Source organism: Lewinellaceae bacterium (assembly GCA_020636135.1).
Classification (GTDB): domain Bacteria; phylum Bacteroidota; class Bacteroidia; order Chitinophagales; family Saprospiraceae; genus JAGQXC01.
Genome location: JACJYK010000001.1, coordinates 962,407 through 984,247 on the forward strand (window position 1 = coordinate 962,407; position 21,841 = coordinate 984,247).

The window sequence follows — 21,841 nt, forward strand, 5'->3', positions numbered from 1 at the left end:
ATATAAAGAGAAAATATATTTAGCTTGGCCAATTACCCGTCCAAACTCCGTATTTATTTCCTCCCATATCTTGCCACATCCTCAAAACAGTAATCGAGTATGAGTATTACAAATTACGTAAAATCTGTAATGATTATTACCCTGTTTTGGGTATTTGGTTTTGTTCGTACGCCTATACTGGCCCAAACTTACCCAGTTACATTTTATGTTCCATTACCGGAGGGGGAAATCCGGAATACCCTCTATGCAATTAATTCAGCTACAGGTAATTCCATAACCTCAGTTATTTCATTGGTTACCATTGAAGGCAACGCTGTGATCGTCTATGATCAATGGGAAGATGGATATGAAGCAGATATTAATAATCCGGTTCAGAGTACCACGTTGGTTTTTGGGGATGGGAATCCGGCGAATGGGGATTTGGCAACTCCTCCTTCAGGGCTCTCCTGTTTCCCGCTCTGCCCGGCAGGGGATGGACCACTGCCTGTTGGATTAATACTCACTTTTAAGAATACGATGAATGCCGTTCCCACCAGGGGAAATACCCCAATATTGTTTGATGGAAAAGATCGAATCTCGAGCAACCGCAGTCTTTCCATTTCCCGGGCTGCGTGGTCTCCAACACCTGGAACGGTTTTAGCTGGCGCGGTAGAGGTTGTTGACACTTCGGCTTATGGCCTAAGCTTTGTAGCCCCGGTTGGGCAAAATACTGCGAATCAATACAGCATGTTTGAGCGTACGGATTTTTACATTATGGCCGCTCAGAATGGGACTCAGGTGACCATTGACGTGAATGGTCCGGCAATGGCAGGAGGTATTTCGACGGTAACGCTAAATCAAGGACAGGGCTATTGTGCCACTCAAGTATTGGAAGGAGCTACCATTGTTGCAACTAAGCCTATTCAGGCGCATTTGATAACGGGAGATGTAGGAGCAAGTTATGAGAGTCGCTGGTTTACGCTTTATCCACTGGATTTCGCGGATAAAGTTTATTATAACCCGGTGGCATCAGCATCCAATGATGACCCCACGGCTGTATTTCTATACAATCCAAACGCTGCAGTCATCTCCGTGAATTACAATACAACTACCGGGAGTGGCTCCTTTAATATACCAGCAATGCAATCGTACCGGTTCAATGTGCCGGTTAATTCGGGAGTAAAGTTTTCCGGCACCAATAACTTTTTTGCGATCGCTGTAGTCGATGCAGATGCTACCAACAATCTGACTCACGACTGGGGTCTAACCTTGTTGCCCGAAAATTACCTTACCTCTTCGGTCGTGGTAGGATGGGGGCCAGGAGCAGATGATATTTCTGGACCAGTTGGACCTGATGCCAATTACAGCCCCATATGGGTTATCGCTGAAAACGCTACGACAATCTACGTGGACTGGGATGGCAATCCGACGACTGGAGCAAATACCGATCCGAATGGAAATAAATACGACCAGTCATTTTCGGTATCTGCCTACCAGAGCATACGCCTTTATGACAATGTCAATAACGATAACGATCAAACTGGTGCAAGGATTTATACCGTCGATGGAACAAAAATAGCTGCAGCCTGGGGCCAGGATCCTTCGGTGGCTGTAGCCGGTAATCCGGCCCTGGATTTAGGAACTACCGTTTCTCCCAGTCTGGTGTTAGAGGCTTTTAAAAAAGCCCAATTGGTTGACGGAGATGCGGATAACCTATTGGATAATGGAGAGAACATCGTTTATCGTATCATTGTACGCAATCTCTCCCTTCGTACAGCGACCTCGATTGCGGTCAGTGATATGCTACCTACAGGACTGATCTATGTTCCTAATTCCACCATTCGGTACAGCAGTGATCCTATATTTAATAACGTCTCCATCCCAGATATGGGAACGACAACTTTTCCATTGGATGAAGGGGGAATAATGTTGATGGATGTAAAAGGTGGGCAGATCGATACGATCGAATTTCAGGTGACTGCAGCATTGATGGCACCCTTTCCCGAATACGTGACCAACAATGCATCCATAAATTCAGGGGACTACAATTTCATGGTTGATGTAGACATCCCGGTGGACAACAATTTTACACCCTGTTCTTTAGAATTTTACACCAACAATACTTATACGACCACCACTACGAACTACCAAGTAAACAGCACTTTGTACATTAGTACTACGATACCATATCTATTGAATGCAGGTACAGTAAATGTAACCGTCGAAAACACCTCCAACGGTGATCTAGAAACCGTGGTATTGACGGAGTCTCCAGCCGGATCGGGCATCTATCTTGGATCATTACCATCATCTAACGCGACGGGAGGTGCACAACAAGATGGAACCCTGCTGGCCAAGCTAGGACATTCATTTACAGCTACTTATACCAATGCCCAATTTGCCAACACGTGTAGTGCCAATGCCATCATTACCCCTCCCGTACAGACCAAACCGTTATACCTTAGTTCGGATGGATCAGGAACACCGGACCAGGACCTGGACCGGATCGACCCAGTCACCAGCGGGGATATGACGACGGCATTAAGCCAGACACTATCTTCTGGAGGCGGAGGAAGTATTTCTGCAGTGCAGACATTGCCTCTAACAGCAGTTGAGGAGACCAATAACAATGATAATACAACGAATTTTACACACACTGCAGGGAATGGTTCGAATAAATTACTAATGGTTGGAATTGCTGTTGGAAATAGAGATAATTCTGGAACCCCGCCAACAGTCACATCGGTAACCTATGGAGGAACACCACTTACCCTATTAGGAACCCGGCAGTCTCCAGGTACCTCTGGAAGTTATGATGATGATGCCAGATCGTACATATTTTATTTAATTAATCCGGCTAGCGGTCCAGCCGATATACAGATTAACTTTTCCGGCAATCGAGGAGTTGTGGCGCAAGCTGTTACTTTTACAGGAGTGGACCAAATCCAGCCATTTAGGGATTTCGATCCAGGGCCAGGTACTACCTATTTTCTTTCGGATGCAGGAACAAATGGCCAGGCAAGTTTAAGTATTGCATCTACCTCAGGTGAGTTGGTTTATTCCATGTGGGCAGGCGACCAAAATGGCAATGAAGCAAATCCTGGATCAGGCCAATCCACTGTCTTTACCGGATCCACGAACCAGATAAGTGGGGTGGCAAGTATCGAAAGTGGCACTTCACCTGGTAATCAAACTTATTCAGATCAAAATACCGATTGGGCTATCGTAGGTACTTCGATCCGACCAGCTCCAGCCGGAGTGGCTACAACAACTTTTACCCAGGTGCCAACCATGTGTGACGATTTCAATCTTATAGCAGGTACTACCATAACTTCGACGCTGTACCTAAACATCGTATCCGGTACCATGCCTGCTACCCCATCTATAACCGGGGTATTGAAAGCAAATGGTAGCCCGGTGGCAAACTTGACTACAGCCTCGTACAATTCTGGAACGGGTATATTGATTTTAACCGGCACTGTGAGCAGCAATACGACATTAACTGCCGGGCAAGCCCTTTCGTTGGATGTTACTACGGCACAAGCAGGAGTTACCTTTCAGATCCGCTTCGATTCACAAACCTATCCATCCCGAATTGACATTCCAACCACAACCGTCATATCGGTGGATAACCAGGCAGTTTACGATGCTCCCTATCCTGGTGGCTCAACCATCACTTCTGCCTTCAATGGAGATCTGGTTTACGTGCGCAGTACAGTGAGTGATCCCTTCGGATTCAATGACATCACTGCCATGGATTTAAAAATTACCGACCCCAATTCCGGCATGTCAACGGTTTCAGCTACATCAGTGGCTACAGCAGGTTGTACCCGTACTTATGAATATGCTTGGCAAACTCCTCCCAGCCCGGAAGGAGACTACGACTTACAAGTTACGGCGAAGGAAGGTTTGGAAAATACCATTGTGGATCAAGCGGTGACGACAATCAACATATCAAAAGAAGACCTCGGAACGCCATGCGAGATCAGACTTTTCACGGATAATACCTATTCCACAATAACCACCAATTATGATCCATCCAGTACTATCTATATTGAAGTGGTAGATGCAGATGAGGATGAGACTGGCGGCATGGATATGGTCAGTGTTGTGATTACTACGACCAATGGTGACTCAGAAACCCTGACTCTAATTGAAACTGGGAACAGCACAGGGATCTTCAGGAGCTCAATCGCCTCCAACATTGGCAGTGCCGCTGCGGATGGCATCGTAAATGCACCTGCTGGATCTCAAGTGTATGTGACGTATACCGATCCGGACAATGTGCTGGACGTATGTCCGGTTACCGCATTGATCAATACCCCAGCGCCATCTATAACACTATCCAAGTCACTGATCACTCCAATGGACGGTTCTGCCACAGTTGGGGAAACGGTTCAATTTCAAATTCAAATTTCCAATACGGGAGCTACTAACATTACGCAATTGACACTTAATGATGCTTTCAACCCGGCAGAATTGATGTACACCATGGCATCCATTACACCGGATGCTACAGCTTCCGGGTCCCTAACATGGAATTCATCAGCGTATAGCTTTTTACCTATTCCGGCAGGACAAACCAGAACCATTACGGTAAGTTTTACGGCAATGGCTCCTGCGGTTCCTTCCATCAATACAGCCTCTACCAGCAATGGTCAGGATCAGAATGGAACTTCTATTTCTGATCACATGGATAACGCTCAAGTGAATATTACAAATCCGTCGGTGTCGATTGTAAAGACTCGGACAAGTGTCAATCCAGCTTCTGTTGGGAATCAGATAACTTACCAAATTGACATAGTTAATAACGGTAACACTACTTTGGAATCACTTCCTTTGGTAGACAGCTATAGTGATGTGTGCCAATCTTTTGCCTCAACTACCGCTCCGGTAAGTCCGACAAGTGCTGGAGGTGGAGTTATTATATGGAATGATCTTCTACCAGGGTTGACAACTTTGGCGCCAATGGCTAGCTTAAACTTCACGGTGACCTTCAACGCCATCATGGAATGTACGAATACCCTAAATACGGCCTCGATCAATGGTGCGGTTGACGTAAATTTTGATCTTGTTCCTGCAATTCAAGACACTGCACTGGTGACAATAATAAGCATGGCCGATTTGAGCATTACGAAGACGGACGGCAGTGCTACGTACACCCCAGGAGTCGGGGTGACCTACACGGTGGTGGTGAGCAATGCAGGCCCGAGTGATGCGGTGGGTGCTACGGTCGCAGACATTGCACCGGCGGGGACGACGATCACGGGCTGGAGTGCAGTGTTTGCGGGCGGAGCGACGGGCAATGCCAGCGGCAGCGGCGACATCAATGAGCCAGTAACGATCCCCAGTGGTGGCAGCATCACGTACACGATCAGTGTGAGTGTACCGAGCAGCCAGACGGGAGACTTAGTAAATACAGCGACGGTAACAGCGCCCAGTGGGGTGACCGATCCGACGCCGGGTAACAACAGCGCCACGGATACAGACATGCAAAACAGTATGGCGGATCTGAGCATCACCAAGACGGACGGCAGTGGAACCTACACACCGGGAGTCGGGGTGACCTACACGGTGGTGGTGAGCAATGCAGGTCCTAGCGATGCGGTGGGTGCGACGGTCGCGGATGTGGCACCGGCAGGCACGACGATCACGGGCTGGAGTGCGGTGTTTGCGGGCGGAGCCACGGGCAATGCCAGCGGTAGTGGCGACATCAGTGAGCCAGTAACTATCCCGAGCGGTGGCAGCATCACGTACACGGTCAGTGTGAGTGTACCGAGCAGCCAGACGGGAGACTTAGTGAATACAGCGACGGTAACAGCGCCCAGTGGGGTGACGGACCCGACACCGGGCAACAACAGCGCCACGGATACGGACACGGCAGACCCGATGGCCGACCTGAGTATTACGAAGACGGACGGCAGTGCAACCTACACGCCGGGAGTAGGGGTGACCTATACGGTGGTGGTGAGCAATGCAGGCCCGAGTGATGCGATGGGTGCCACGGTCGCGGATGTGGCACCGGCGGGTACGACGATCACGGGCTGGAGTGCGGTGTTTGCGGGCGGTGCGACGGGCAATGCCAGCGGCAGCGGCGACATCAATGAGCCAGTAACGATCCCGAGTGGTGGCAGCATCACCTACACGGTCAATGTAAGTGTACCGAGCAGCCAGACGGGAGACTTAGTGAATACAGCGACGGTAACAGCGCCGATGGGTGTGACCGATCCGACGCCGGGCAACAACAGCGCCACGGATACGGACACGGCAGACCCGATGGCCGACCTGAGCATTACGAAGACGGACGGCAGTGCTACGTACACCCCGGGAGTCGGGGTGACCTACACGGTGGTGGTGAGCAATGCAGGCCCGAGTGATGCGGTAGGAGCTACGGTCGCAGATAATGCACCGGCAGGCACGACGATCACGGGCTGGAGTGCGGTATTTGCAGGCGGTGCGACGGGCAATGCCAGCGGCACAGGCAACATCAGTGAGCCAGTAACGATCCCGAGTGGTGGCAGCATTACCTACACAGTGAGTGTGAGTGTGCCGAGCAGCCTGACGGGAGACTTAGTAAATACAGCGACGGTAACAGCGCCCAGTGGGGTGACGGACCCGACGGGGGGCAACAACAGCGCCACGGATACGGACACGGCAGACCCGATGGCGGATCTGAGCATCACCAAGACGGACGGCAGTGCAACCTACACGCCGGGAGTAGGGGTGACCTACACGGTGGTGGTGAGCAATGCGGGCCCGAGTGATGCGGTAGGGGCTACGGTCGCAGACAATGCACCGGCGGGGACGACGATTACGGGCTGGAGTGCAGTATTTGCGGGCGGTGCGACGGGCAATGCCAGCGGCAGCGGCAACATCAATGAGCCAGTAAATATCCCCAGTGGTGGCAGCATCACCTACACGATCAGTGTAAGTGTTCCGAGCAGCCAGACGGGAGACTTAGTAAATACGGCGACGGTGACGGCGCCGATGGGTGTGACCGATCCGACGCCGGGCAACAACAGCGCCACGGATACAGATATGCAAAACAGCATGGCGGACCTGAGCATGACCAAGACGGACGGCAGTGCAACCTACACACCGGGGGTAGGGGTGACCTACACGGTGGTGGTGAGCAATGCAGGCCCGAGTGATGCGGTAGGAGCTACGGTCGCAGACATTGCACCGGCGGGCACGACGATCACGGGCTGGAGTGCAGTGTTTGCGGGCGGAGCCACGGGCAATGCCAGCGGCACGGGCAACATCAATGAGCCAGTAACGATCCCCAGTGGTAGCAGCATCACCTACACGGTCAGTGTAAGCGTACCGAGCAGCCAGACGGGAGACTTAGTAAATACAGCGACGGTAACAGCGCCCAGTGGGGTGACCGATCCGACGCCGGGTAACAACAGCGCCACGGATACAGACATGCAAAACAGTATGGCGGATCTGAGCATCACCAAGACGGACGGCAGTGGAACCTACACACCGGGAGTCGGGGTGACCTACACGGTGGTGGTGAGCAATGCAGGACCGAGTGATGCGGTAGGTGCTACGGTCGTAGACAATGCACCGGCAGGTACGACGATCACGGGGTGGAGTGCGGTATTTGCGGGCGGTGCGACGGGCAATGCCAGCGGCACGGGCAACATCAATGAGCCAGTAACGATCCCCAGTGGTAGCAGCATCACCTATACGATCAGTGTGAGTGTACCGAGCAGCCAGACGGGAGACTTAGTAAATACGGCGACGGTAACAGCGCCCAGTGGGGTGACGGACCCGACGGGGGGCAACAACAGCGCCACGGATACGGACACGGCAGACCCGATGGCGGAACTGAGCATCACCAAGACGGACGGCAGTGCTACGTACACACCGGGGGTTGGAGTGACCTATACGGTGGTGGTGAGCAATGCAGGCCCGAGTGATGCGGTAGGAGCTACGGTCGCAGATGTGGCACCGGCAGGCACGACGATCACGGGCTGGAGTGCGGTATTTGCGGGCGGTGCTACAGGCACGGCGAGTGGCAGCGGTGACATCAATGAGCCAGTAAATATCCCGAGTGGTGGCAGCATCACGTACACGATCAGTGTGAGTGTACCGAGCAGCCAGACGGGTGACTTAGTGAATACAGCCACGGTAACAGCGCCGATGGGTGTGACGGACCCGACGCCGGGCAACAACAGTGCGACGGATACGGACACGGCAGACCCGATGGCGGATCTGAGCATTACGAAGACGGACGGCAGTGCTACGTACACCCCGGGAGTCGGGGTGACCTACACGGTGGTGGTGAGCAATGCAGGCCCGAGTGATGCGGTAGGAGCTACGGTCGCGGATAATGCGCCGGCAGGCACGACGATCACGGGCTGGAGTGCAGTATTTGCGGGCGGCGCTACGGGCACGGCGAGTGGCAGTGGCGACATCAGTGAGCCAGTAACGATCCCCACTGGTGGCAGCATCACCTACACGGTCAGTCTGAGTGTACCGAGCAGCCTGACGGGTGACTTAGTAAATACAGCCACGGTCACGGCGCCCAGTGGGGTGACCGATCCGACGCCGGGCAACAACAGCGCCACGGATACGGACAGCCAAAACAGCATGGCGGACCTGGGCATCACCAAGACGGACGGCAGTGCAACCTACACCCCAGGGGTCGGAGTGACCTATACGGTGGTGGTGAGCAATGCGGGGCCGAGTGATGCGGTGGGTGCCACGGTCGCAGACAATGCACCGGCGGGCACGACGATTACGGGCTGGAGTGCAGTGTTTGCGGGCGGTGCGACGGGCACGGCGAGTGGCAGTGGTGACATCAATGAGCCAGTAACAATCCCGAGTGGTGGCAGCATCACCTACACGGTCAGTGTAAGCGTACCGAGCAGCCAGACGGGAGACTTAGTGAATACAGCCACGGTAACAGCGCCGATGGGTGTGACGGATCCTACGGGGGGCAACAACAGCGCCACGGATACGGACACGGCAGACCCGATGGCCGACCTGAGCATCACCAAGACGGACGGCAGTGCAACCTACACACCGGGAGTCGGGGTGACCTACACGGTGGTGGTGAGCAATGCAGGCCCGAGTGATGCGGTGGGTGCTACGGTCGCAGACATTGCACCGGCGGGGACGACGATCACGGGCTGGAGTGCAGTGTTTGCGGGCGGAGCCACGGGCACGGCGAGTGGCAGTGGCAACATCAATGAGCCAGTAACGATCCCCAGTGGTGGCAGCATCACCTACACGTTCAGTGTAAGCGTGCCGAGCAGCCTGACGGGAGACTTAGTAAATACAGCCACGGTCACGGCGCCGATGGGTGTGACCGATCCGACGCAGGGCAACAACAGCGCCACGGATACGGACAGCCAAAACAGCATGGCGGACCTGAGCATCACCAAGACCGACGGCAGCGCAACCTACACCCCGGGAGTCGGGGTGACCTATACGGTGGTGGCGAGCAATGGAGGTCCCAGTGATGCGGTGGGTGCCACGGTCGCGGATGTGGCACCGGCCGGTACGACGATTACGGGCTGGAGTGCGGTGTTTGCTGGCGGTGCGACGGGCACGGCGAGTGGCAGTGGCAACATCAATGAGCCAGTAAATATCCCCAGTGGTGGCAGCATCACGTACACGGTCAGTGTGAGTGTACCGAGCAGCCAGACGGGAGACTTAGTAAATACAGCGACAGTAACAGCGCCCAGTGGGGTGACCGATCCGACGCCGGGTAACAACAGCGCCACGGACACGGACACGGCAGACCCGATGGCCGATTTGAGCATCACCAAGACGGACGGCAGCGCAACCTACACCCCAGGAGTCGGGGTGACCTACATGGTGGTGGTAAGCAATGCAGGTCCTAGCGATGCGGTGGGTGCGACGGTCGCGGATGTGGCACCGGCAGGCACGACGATCACGGGCTGGAGTGCGGTGTTTGCGGGCGGAGCCACGGGCAATGCCAGCGGTAGTGGCGACATCAGTGAGCCAGTAACTATCCCGAGCGGTGGCAGCATCACGTACACGGTCAGTGTGAGTGTACCGAGCAGCCAGACGGGAGACTTAGTGAATACAGCGACGGTAACAGCGCCCAGTGGGGTGACGGACCCGACACCGGGCAACAACAGCGCCACGGATACGGACACGGCAGACCCGATGGCCGACCTGAGTATTACGAAGACGGACGGCAGTGCAACCTACACGCCGGGAGTAGGGGTGACCTATACGGTGGTGGTGAGCAATGCAGGGCCGAGCGATGCAGTGGGAGCTACGGTCGCAGACAATGCACCGGCAGGCACGACGATTACGGGCTGGAGTGCGGTGTTTGCGGGCGGCGCTACGGGCACGGCCAATGGCACGGGCAACATCAATGAGGCAGTAAATATCCCGAGTGGTGGCAGCATCACCTACACGATCAGTGTAAGTGTACCGAGCAGCCAGACGGGCGACCTGGTGAATACAGCGACGGTGACGGCACCGAGTGGGGTGACCGATCCGACGCCGGGCAATAACAGCGCCACGGATACGGATATGCAAAACAGCATGGCGGATTTGAGCATTACGAAGACGGACGGCAGCACGACGTACACGCCAGGAGTAGGGGTGACTTATACGGTGGTGGTGAGCAATGCAGGCCCTAGTGATGCGGTAGGAGCTACGGTCGCGGATGTGGCACCGGCAGGGACGACGATCACGGGCTGGAGTGCGGTGTTTGCGGGCGGCGCGACGGGCACGGCGAGTGGCAGTGGCGACATCAGTGAGCCAGTAACGATCCCGAGCGGTGGCAGCATCACGTACACGGTCAGTGTAAGTGTACCGAGCAGCCAGACGGGCGACCTGGTGAATACAGCGACGGTGACGGCGCCTAGTGGGGTGACCGATCCGACACCGGGCAACAACAGCGCGACAGATACAGATATGCAAAACAGTATGGCCGACCTGAGCATTACGAAGACGGACGGCAGCACGACGTACACACCGGGAGTCGGGGTGACCTATACGGTGGTGGTGAATAATGCAGGGCCGAGCGATGCGGTAGGAGCTACGGTCGCAGACAATGCACCGGCAGGCACGACGATCACGGGCTGGAGTGCGGTGTTTGCGGGCGGTGCGACGGGCACGGCGAGTGGCAGTGGCAACATCAATGAGCCAGTAAATATCCCCAGTGGTGGCAGCATCACGTACACGGTCAGTGTAAGCGTACCGAGCAGCCAGACGGGAGACTTAGTAAATACAGCGACGGTGACGGCGCCCAGTGGGGTGACGGATCCGACGCCGGGCAACAACAGCGCCACGGATACGGACACGGCAGACCCGATGGCGGACCTGAACATTACGAAGACGGACGGCAGCACGACGTACACACCGGGAGTCGGGGTTACCTATACGGTGGTGGTGAGCAATGCAGGACCGAGCAATGCGATGGGAGCTACGGTCGCGGATGTGGCACCGGCGGGCACGACGATTACGGGCTGGAGTGCAGTGTTTGCGGGCGGTGCGACGGGCACGGCGAGTGGCAGTGGTGACATCAATGAGCCAGTAACAATCCCGAGTGGTGGCAGCATCACCTACACGGTCAGTGTAAGCGTACCGAGCAGCCAGACGGGAGACTTAGTGAATACAGCCACGGTAACAGCGCCGATGGGTGTAACGGATCCGACGGGGGGCAACAACAGCGCCACGGATACGGACACGGCAGACCCGATGGCCGACCTGAGCATCACCAAGACGGACGGCAGTGCAACCTACACACCGGGAGTCGGGGTGACCTACACGGTGGTGGTGAGCAATGCAGGCCCGAGTGATGCGGTGGGTGCTACGGTCGCAGACATTGCACCGGCGGGGACGACGATCACGGGCTGGAGTGCAGTGTTTGCGGGCGGAGCCACGGGCACGGCGAGTGGCAGTGGCAACATCAATGAGCCAGTAAATATCCCCAGTGGTGGCAGCATCACGTACACGGTCAGTGTAAGCGTGCCGAGCAGCCAGACGGGCGACTTAGTAAATACAGCCACGGTGACGGCACCTAGTGGGGTGACCGATCCGACGCCGGGCAACAACAGCGCCACGGATATGGACACGGCAGACCCGATGGCGGACCTGAACATTACGAAGACGGACGGCAGCACGACGTACACACCGGGAGTCGGGGTTACCTATACGGTGGTGGTGAGCAATGCAGGACCGAGCAATGCGATGGGAGCTACGGTAGCGGATGTGGCACCGGCGGGCACGACGATTACGGGGTGGAGTGCAGTATTTGCGGGCGGTGCGACGGGCACGGCGAGTGGCAGCGGCAACATCAATGAGCCAGTAACGATCCCGAGTGGGGATATGATCACCTATACGATCAATGTAAGCGTACCGAGCAGCCAGACGGGTGACTTAGTGAATACAGCCACGGTAACAGCGCCGATGGGTGTGACCGATCCGACGCCGGGCAACAACAGCGCCACGGATACGGACACGGCAGACCCGATGGCGGACCTGAGCATCACGAAGACGGACGGCAGTGCTACGTACACCCCAGGAGTCGGGGTGACCTATACGGTGGTGGTGAGCAATGCGGGCCCGAGCGATGCAGTGGGAGCTACGGTCGCAGACAATGCACCGGCAGGCACGACGATCACGGGCTGGAGTGCAGTGTTTGCGGGCGGTGCGACGGGCACGGCGAGTGGCAGTGGCGACATCAATGAGCCAGTAAATATCCCGAGTGGTGGCAGCATCACCTATACGATCAATGTGAGTGTACCGAGCAGCCAGACGGGAGACTTAGTAAATACAGCGACGGTAACAGCGCCCAGTGGGGTGACCGACCCGACGCCGGGCAACAACAGCGCCACGGATACGGATATGCAAAACAGCATGGCGGACCTGAGCATCACGAAGACGGACGGCAGCACGACGTACACGCCGGGAGTAGGGGTGACCTATACGGTGGTGGTGAGCAATGCAGGCCCTAGTGATGCGGTAGGAGCTACGGTCGCAGACATTGCACCGGCGGGGACGACGATCACGGGCTGGAGTGCGGTGTTTGCGGGCGGTGCCACGGGCAATGCCAGCGGCAGCGGCGACATCAATGAGCCAGTAACGATCCCTAGTGGTGGCAGCATCACCTACACGGTCAATGTAAGTGTACCGAGCAGCCAGACGGGAGACTTAGTGAATACAGCCACGGTAACAGCGCCGATGGGTGTGACCGATCCGACGCCGGGCAACAACAGCGCCACGGATACGGACACGGCAGACCCGATGGCCGACCTGAGTATTACGAAGACGGACGGCAGTGCAACCTACACGCCGGGAGTAGGGGTGACCTATACGGTGGTGGTGAGCAATGCAGGCCCGAGCGATGCGGTAGGAGCTACGGTCGCAGACAATGCACCGGCAGGCACGACGATCACGGGCTGGAGTGCGGTATTTGCGGGTGGTGCGACGGGCACGGCGAGTGGCAGTGGCAACATCAATGAGCCAGTAAATATCCCCAGTGGTGGCAGCATCACCTACACGATCAGTGTGAGTGTACCGAGCAGCCAGACGGGTGACTTAGTAAATACAGCGACGGTGACGGCGCCCAGTGGGGTGACCGATCCGACGCCGGGCAACAACAGCGCCACGGACACGGACACGGCAGACCCGATGGCCGACCTGAGCATTACGAAGACGGACGGCAGTGCAACGTACACACCGGGAGTAGGGGTGACCTACACGGTGGTGGTGAGCAATGCAGGTCCTAGTGATGCAGTGGGAGCTACGGTAGCGGATGTGGCACCGGCGGGCACGACGATCACGGGCTGGAGTGCGGTGTTTGCGGGAGGAGCGACGGGCACGGCCAGCGGCAGTGGCAACATCAATGAGCCAGTAACGATCCCCAGTGGTGGCAGCATCACGTACACGATCAGTGTGAGTGTACCGAGCAGCCAGACGGGCGACTTAGTGAATACGGCGACGGTGACGGCGCCGATGGGTGTGACCGATCCGACGCCGGGTAACAACAGTGCGACGGATACGGATATGCAAAACAGCATGGCGGATCTGAGCATCACCAAGACGGACGGCAGTGCTACGTACACCCCAGGAGTCGGGGTGACCTATACGGTGGTGGTGAGCAATGCGGGCCCGAGTGATGCGGTGGGTGCTACGGTCGCAGACAATGCACCGGCAGGCACGATGATCACGGGGTGGAGTGCGGTATTTGCGGGCGGCGCTACGGGCACGGCCAGCGGCAGCGGCAACATCAATGAGCCAGTAAATATCCCGAGTGGTGGCAGCATCACCTACACGATCAGTGTAAGTGTACCGAGCAGCCAGACGGGCGACTTAGTAAATACAGCGACGGTAACAGCGCCGATGGGTGTGACCGATCCGACGCCGGGCAACAACAGCGCCACGGATACGGACACGGCAGACCCGATGGCGGAACTAAGCATCACGAAGACGGACGGCAGTGCTACGTACACCCCAGGAGTCGGGGTTACCTATACGGTGGTGGTGAGCAATGCGGGCCCGAGCAATGCGGTAGGAGCTACGGTCGCAGACAATGCACCGGCGGGGACGACGATCACGGGCTGGAGTGCGGTATTTGCGGGCGGTGCCACGGGCACGGCGAGTGGCAGCGGCGACATCAATGAGCCAGTAAATATCCCCAGTGGTGGCAGCATCACCTACACGGTTAATGTGAGTGTGCCGAGCAGCCAGACGGGAGACTTAGTAAATACAGCGACGGTCACGGCGCCGATGGGTGTGACGGACCCGACGCCGGGCAACAACAGTGCCACGGATACGGACACGGCAGACCCGATGGCGGACCTGAGCATCACCAAGACGGACGGCAGCACGACGTACACACCGGGGGTCGGGGTGACCTACACGGTGGTGGTGAGCAATGCAGGGCCGAGTGATGTGGTGGGAGCTACGGTCGCAGACAATGCGCCGGCGGGGACGACGATTACGGGCTGGAGTGCGGTATTTGCGGGCGGCGCTACGGGCACGGCCAGCGGCAGCGGCGACATCAATGAGCCAGTAAATATCCCCAGTGGTGGCAGCATCACCTACACGATCAATGTGAGTGTACCGAGCAGCCAGACGGGTGACTTAGTGAATACGGCGACGGTGACGGCGCCGATGGGTGTGACCGATCCGACGCCGGGCAACAACAGCGCCACGGATACGGACACGGCAGACCCGATGGCGGACCTGAGCATCACGAAGACGGACGGCAGCACGACGTACACCCCAGGAGTCGGGGTGACCTACACAGTGGTGGTGAGCAATGCAGGCCCGAGTGATGCGGTAGGAGCTACGGTAGCGGATGTGGCACCGGCAGGTACGACGATTACGGGGTGGAGTGCAGTATTTGCGGGCGGTGCGACGGGCACGGCGAGTGGCAGTGGCAACATCAATGAGGCAGTAAATATCCCGAGCGGTGGCAGCATCACCTACACGATCAGTGTAAGTGTACCGAGCAGCCAGACGGGCGACTTAGTGAATACAGCCACGGTGACGGCGCCTAGTGGGGTGACCGATCCGACGCCGGGCAACAACAGCGCCACGGATACGGACACGGCAGACCCGATGGCAGACCTGAGCATCACCAAGACGGACGGCAGTGCTACGTACACCCCAGGAGTAGGGGTGACCTATACGGTGGTGGTGAGCAATGCAGGCCCGAGCGATGCGATGGGAGCTACGGTAACGGATGTGGCACCGGCGGGGACGACGATTACGGGGTGGAGTGCAGTATTTGCGGGCGGTGCGACGGGCACGGCGAGCGGCAGTGGCAACATCAATGAGCCAGTAACGATCCCGAGTGGGGATATGATCACCTACACGATCAGTGTAAGTGTACCGAGCAGCCAGACGGGAGACTTAGTAAATACAGCCACGGTCACGGCGCCCAGTGGGGTGACCGACCCGACGCCGGGCAACAACAGCGCCACGGATACGGACACGGCAGACCCGATGGCCGACCTGAGCATTACGAAGACAGACGGCAGTGCAACCTACACGCCAGGAGTAGGGGTGACCTATACGGTGGTGGTGAGCAATGCAGGCCCGAGTGATGCGATGGGTGCCACGGTCGCGGATGTGGCACCGGCGGGTACGACGATCACGGGCTGGAGTGCGGTGTTTGCGGGCGGTGCCACGGGCAATGCCAGCGGCAGCGGCGACATCAATGAGCCAGTAACGATCCCTAGTGGTGGCAGCATCACCTACACGGTCAATGTAAGTGTACCGAGCAGCCAGACGGGAGACTTAGTGAATACAGCCACGGTAACAGCACCGATGGGTGTGACCGATCCGACGCCGGGCAACAACAGCGCCACGGATACGGACACGGCAGACCCGATGGCCGACCTGAGTATTACGAAGACGGACGGCAGTGCAACCTACACGCCGGGAGTAGGGGTGACCTATACGGTGGTGGTGAGCAATGCAGGCCCGAGTGATGCGATGGGTGCCACGGTCGCGGATGTGGCACCGGCGGGTACGACGATCACGGGCTGGAGTGCGGTATTTGCGGGTGGTGCGACGGGCACGGCGAGTGGCAGTGGCAACATCAATGAGCCAGTAAATATCCCCAGTGGTGGCAGCATCACCTACACGATCAGTGTGAGTGTACCGAGCAGCCAGACGGGTGACTTAGTAAATACAGCGACGGTGACGGCGCCCAGTGGGGTGACCGATCCGACGCCGGGCAACAACAGCGCCACGGACACGGACACGGCAGACCCGATGGCCGACCTGAGCATTACGAAGACGGACGGCAGTGCTACGTACACACCGGGAGTAGGGGTGACCTACACGGTGGTGGTGAGCAATGCAGGTCCTAGTGATGCAGTGGGAGCTACGGTAGCGGATGTGGCACCGGCGGGCACGACGATCACGGGCTGGAGTGCGGTGTTTGCGGGAGGAGCGACGGGCACGGCCAGCGGCAGCGGTGACATCAATGAGCCAGTAAATATCCCGAGTGGTGGCAGCATCACGTACACGATCAGTGTGAGTGTACCGAGCAGCCAGACGGGCGACTTAGTGAATACCGCCACGGTGACGGCGCCCAGTGGGGTGACCGATCCGACGCCGGGTAACAACAGTGCGACGGACACGGATGTCGAATTTGGAATGGCAGATCTAAGCTTGGTAAAAACGGTTGATAATCCATTTCCGATTGTTGGAGAGATTGTAACCTTTACCATACAAATCGACAATTCCGGACCGAGTGATGCAACAAATGTAGCTGTAGAAGATCTCGTTCCTAATGGATATTTCAATATTACGAATATCAGCAACAGTGGTATGGAGTTGATGAGTACCATAGCCTGGAGTGGCTTGGTAATACCTGTTGGAAGCTTATCGCTGACATTTGATGCTACAGTGGATACTCCTGGAGTAGGTATTAATTATATAAACATTGCCAGAGTATCCGGAGCAGATCAATTTGACCCTGATTCAGATCCAAGCAATGCTGCCGACAGTAACCCGGGTAGCGGAATAGGATCAGTTGATCCGGATGGTAGTCAGGACCCCCTCGACGAAGATGATGGCGATGATGCTGAAGTCACTCCTCAATTATTCGATTTGGCATTGACAAAGACACTGGATATACTTTCCATCCCGGGCCCCTATTTGCCTGGAGATACCATCCAATTCATATTTACTATTTATAACCAGGGGGATATCCCGGCAGATTCGGTTGCAATCATTGATTATTTACCATTCGGTTTAACCTATGCAGATGGTGGAGTGGGATCCATGATGACATCCGGAGGGACACCGGTCCAAGTGACTTATTCAGGCGGAATTTTTGGAATAGATACCTTGCCTGCTGGCGATGAATTAAGCATAACTGCACGATTTAGGATTACACCCGGATTGATGATGCCATTTCTTACGAATGCTGCAGAAATTGCTTTTGCAAGTAACCCACTTGGAGCGAATGACCTGGATAGCTGGGCAAACTCAATACCGGATGATGACGCTGGGGGCATGCCTGGTAGCCCTGCAGATGGATATATTTATGGCGATGGGACCGGTGTTCCTGGAGATGGAGTTGCTGCTACGGATGAAGACGACCATGATTCTGAGAATGTTCCCGTGCTTCAATTCTTTGATCTGTCAATTGCGAAAACTGTTACTTCCAATCCGCCATACTTCCCGGGTGGACAGGTTACTTATTCCATTTCGGTATCAAACGAAGGAACATTAGATGCCACAGATGTTATAATTGTCGACTACTTACCCGCTGGGCTGATATTAAACGATCCCAATTGGAAGGATAATCTGGATGGAACTGCTTCATTAATAAATCCAATACCATTGATTCAGCCCGGTACATCTGCCTCAGTAACTATTTCTTTCGATATTGATTATAGTACAACAGGTAGAATCACCAATGCGGCAGAAATTGAATCAGCCTCGAATGCACTTGGATTTATGGACATGGACAGTCAACCAGATAATGGATCCAATGGTGAAGACGATTTTGGAACTGTTTCCATTGACATTGTTTGTCCGGCTTTAGTATGTCAAGACCGGATTATTGTCAGTTTGAATTCAAGTTGCGAGTACCCGTTGTCAAGCCGGGATATCATTCGTAATGTATTCATTCCCAACGAACTATTAAATTGGACCATTACCGACAAGGATGGAAATAGGTACAATACCAATATTCTTGATTCACGTTTTCTCGGTCAATGCGTAACTGTCCGAGTGGAATTTGAAGTTTGTAATCAACAGTCCTGTTGGGTAGAAGTATGTGTTGAAGATAAATATCCGCCCCAAATCATGTGTGAAAACGATACAGTGAGTTGTTTTAATTTGGAAGAAAGTGCCGATGAAATTCAACTTGCAGATAATTGCCAAATGTACCCGGTACAAACGAAAATCCTTGAGAAACGTTGGGTGGATTATGGGTGTGACAATCCTCTGTTTATTGGATATTTGGCCCGTAAACTTCGCGCAGAAGACGTTTGGGGCAATTACAATGAATGCCGCGATACACTCTTTGTTCGAAGGGAACTATTGGACAGTCTGGTTTGTGGACCAGATACATTGATTGCCTGCAACTTGCAACACCAGCTTTCTAATGGAACCTGGGTAGATGTTTTGTGGCAAACGGGCAAGCAAGGGTATACTTATCTGGATAAAGATGGGTTTGTCCATCCCTGGCCAACCGATAATCAGGGACTTTTCCCTGCACCTTACCTGGTGAGTGCTCAATCCAATCAGGATACAGCATTCTTGTTACCAGACCGAACAGATTCCGGACCGGTATTTAATCCGACTGGAAAATGTCAAATCGTATTTGAATATGAAGACCATGTGATTTCAACCTGTGGTAAAGCTTTTAAGATTAGGCGAACATGGAAAATTTACGATTGGTGTGATGGAAGAGATACGACGTGTACTCAGTGGTTTAAAGTGGAAGACAATACACCTCCATATCTGATGGAAGAAATGGTTACAACATCCGGTGACCTAACATCAGAGCAGGAATCCATAACCAGAGATTTACTGACCGCAAACAAGGACCTTTTAGCCTATACCGATGCTCACGATTGCAAGGCGGTTATTCAGTTACCAGATATCCGCCAATTCGTAGAGCGTAGAACAGGAATGAATAATACGTATGAATGCGATGATCAACTTGAATTGTTGTACGAAGTAGCATATGATGATCATAGTCATCCGGGCAAAACCATTATCAGTCAAGGAAATTACGATGTTGAAGGCGGGCATATTTATCTACCGGAAGGATGGCATTACATCCTTTGGACCATCCGTGACCGTTGTTGGAATGAGTACCAAATTTGGCAGCGTGTCAGCGTGATTGACCGGACTCCACCATCGCCTGTTTGTGATGAGATTACTCAGGTGACGCTCGATCCGGATTCCTGCTGGGCAAGGGTATATGCCAAGGATCTGGACGACGGCAGCCACGATAACTGTTGCGATCGATTGCACTATGCGGTAGCCAGCATGGACTCAATCACCTACTGGAGGGATTATTGGCATGAATATTTTGCCGGATGCCTTGATGCATACAATTACCATCATTACAGCGACTACATCGATGAGGCCATCGAGGAATGGATCAACATCTTTGTCTTTGACGACTACATTGATGTGACGGAATGCGGTGATGAGCAGCTGGTATTGCGTGTTTATGAGGCCTGTGACCTGCCACTTTATGATCCACACACCTTCTTCGGCGGGGAACATGAATGGTACTGGTGGAATTTGTCATTGAATTTTACCCGGTGGTATTTCTGGCGGCTGAATGACTACATTCACTACGGTGATCCCAGAGCAGGCTTTTTATGTACTATACCCGCCGAATTGGATCCTGCACAAAGTGTTTCTACACCACTAAATCCAATTGAGTGGGATATTCCCAATATAGCTTCAATCTGTGATTCGGATAAATCGACCGTTCATGGTACCTATCAGGATGGTGTTTGTTTCTCCTACCTGTACCGGACACCGGCCGATTACCAGGATTTTCTGACTCGGGTAGATGCCAAATACCATAGTGAAGCTCAGATTACCCTTGCCTTATCCGAAAAGAAGCGGTGGCACTTCCCTCACCTATATAACGATTGTATGATCCAGGTGCTGAAAGACGACAAGCAGCCGCCGGTGGTTATCGCCCCGGACGACATCACGGTCTATTGCGATGGGGTACCGTACCACTGGAATGTTGAACGCTCATACGATGCCGGGCGAAAGGTATATTCTGTGAGTGGATATGGAGCACATTTTGCGCATGATGTATGCAGTGAAGATATCCTTAGCACCTATTGTTCCTCTCCTTATATCAGCCTTGGTTCTGATTCCCAATCAGGTGATATTGGACCAGTTAGCTATTGTGTGGAATATCCATGGAGTTCAGAACACGGATACTATGGCGGAACAGTTTGTCCCGAATCCAATCATTACCCGGAAAATACAGGTTGTGATGAATATTCGGAGTGGTATGGACAAAACGATTGGAGTCCGATTTATTGTCAGATCTGGTTATTGTTGGATCAATACGATTCCCCGGACGGCAGCAAACCTGAAATTGATCAATATTTCTCTTCGACGGATGCGGATTGGCAGATCTACGACAATTGTTCTGTGGCCAGTCAACGTACCCAATTTTCCGGTAGTTTGAATGAATGTGGGGTTGGCACATTGAGCAAGAAAATTGAGGTTACCGACCGGTGTGGAAATACAGCCTATGATGTTCAAACGGTCTATGTTAAACCTCGTAGTGACTTTGAAGTTGTTTTCCCGGCCGATTTGATTGCCGAGTGTATGGATACCGAATTTTTAATGCCGGAGATATCCGGGCGTCCTGTTATCTCCGATGATGATTGTGAATTAATAGGTATTACGTACCAGGATGAACGGTTTGAAACTGGCGAAGGGTGTTATAAAATTTTGCGCACATGGAAAATCATTGATTGGTGCGTTTACCAACCAGAAATTCAACATCGGAATCCAGACATTGTAGTCGATGATCGGCTGGTGGCAAGTGCCGATCGTTGTTGCATTCACCGGAATCTTAAGGATGATGGAGATGGTTTCATCACGTATCTCCAGGTCATAAAAGTAATTGACCAGATTGCACCCGAAGTAACATGTAACGATTTGTCAGAAATATGTTTATATGACGATCAATGTGCCTCTACGCGAGTCAACGTTGATTTACTTGGACATGTGACGGACAATTGTGCTACACAAGATGAAATCCGATTCAGGTATTCCGTATTGCTCAATGAGACCGAACTGGTTCATGCTCAATCGGGTCATGTTTTGATCTGGAATTACCTGTCGGTCTGTATGGTATTTGGTTAATTGCAGAAGACCGTTGCAATAATGCCGACAG

The 21,841-nt window shown here is 54.3% G+C and carries 1 protein-coding gene; it reads left to right on the forward strand.

Going from position 1 to position 21,841, the window contains the following annotated elements:
* Positions 1-99: 99 nt before the first annotated feature.
* On the forward strand, positions 100-21,810 hold the full coding sequence (locus tag H6570_03620) for a DUF11 domain-containing protein (GenBank protein MCB9318345.1): 21,711 nt from the start codon (positions 100-102) through the stop codon (positions 21,808-21,810).
* Positions 21,811-21,841: the final 31 nt, after the last annotated feature.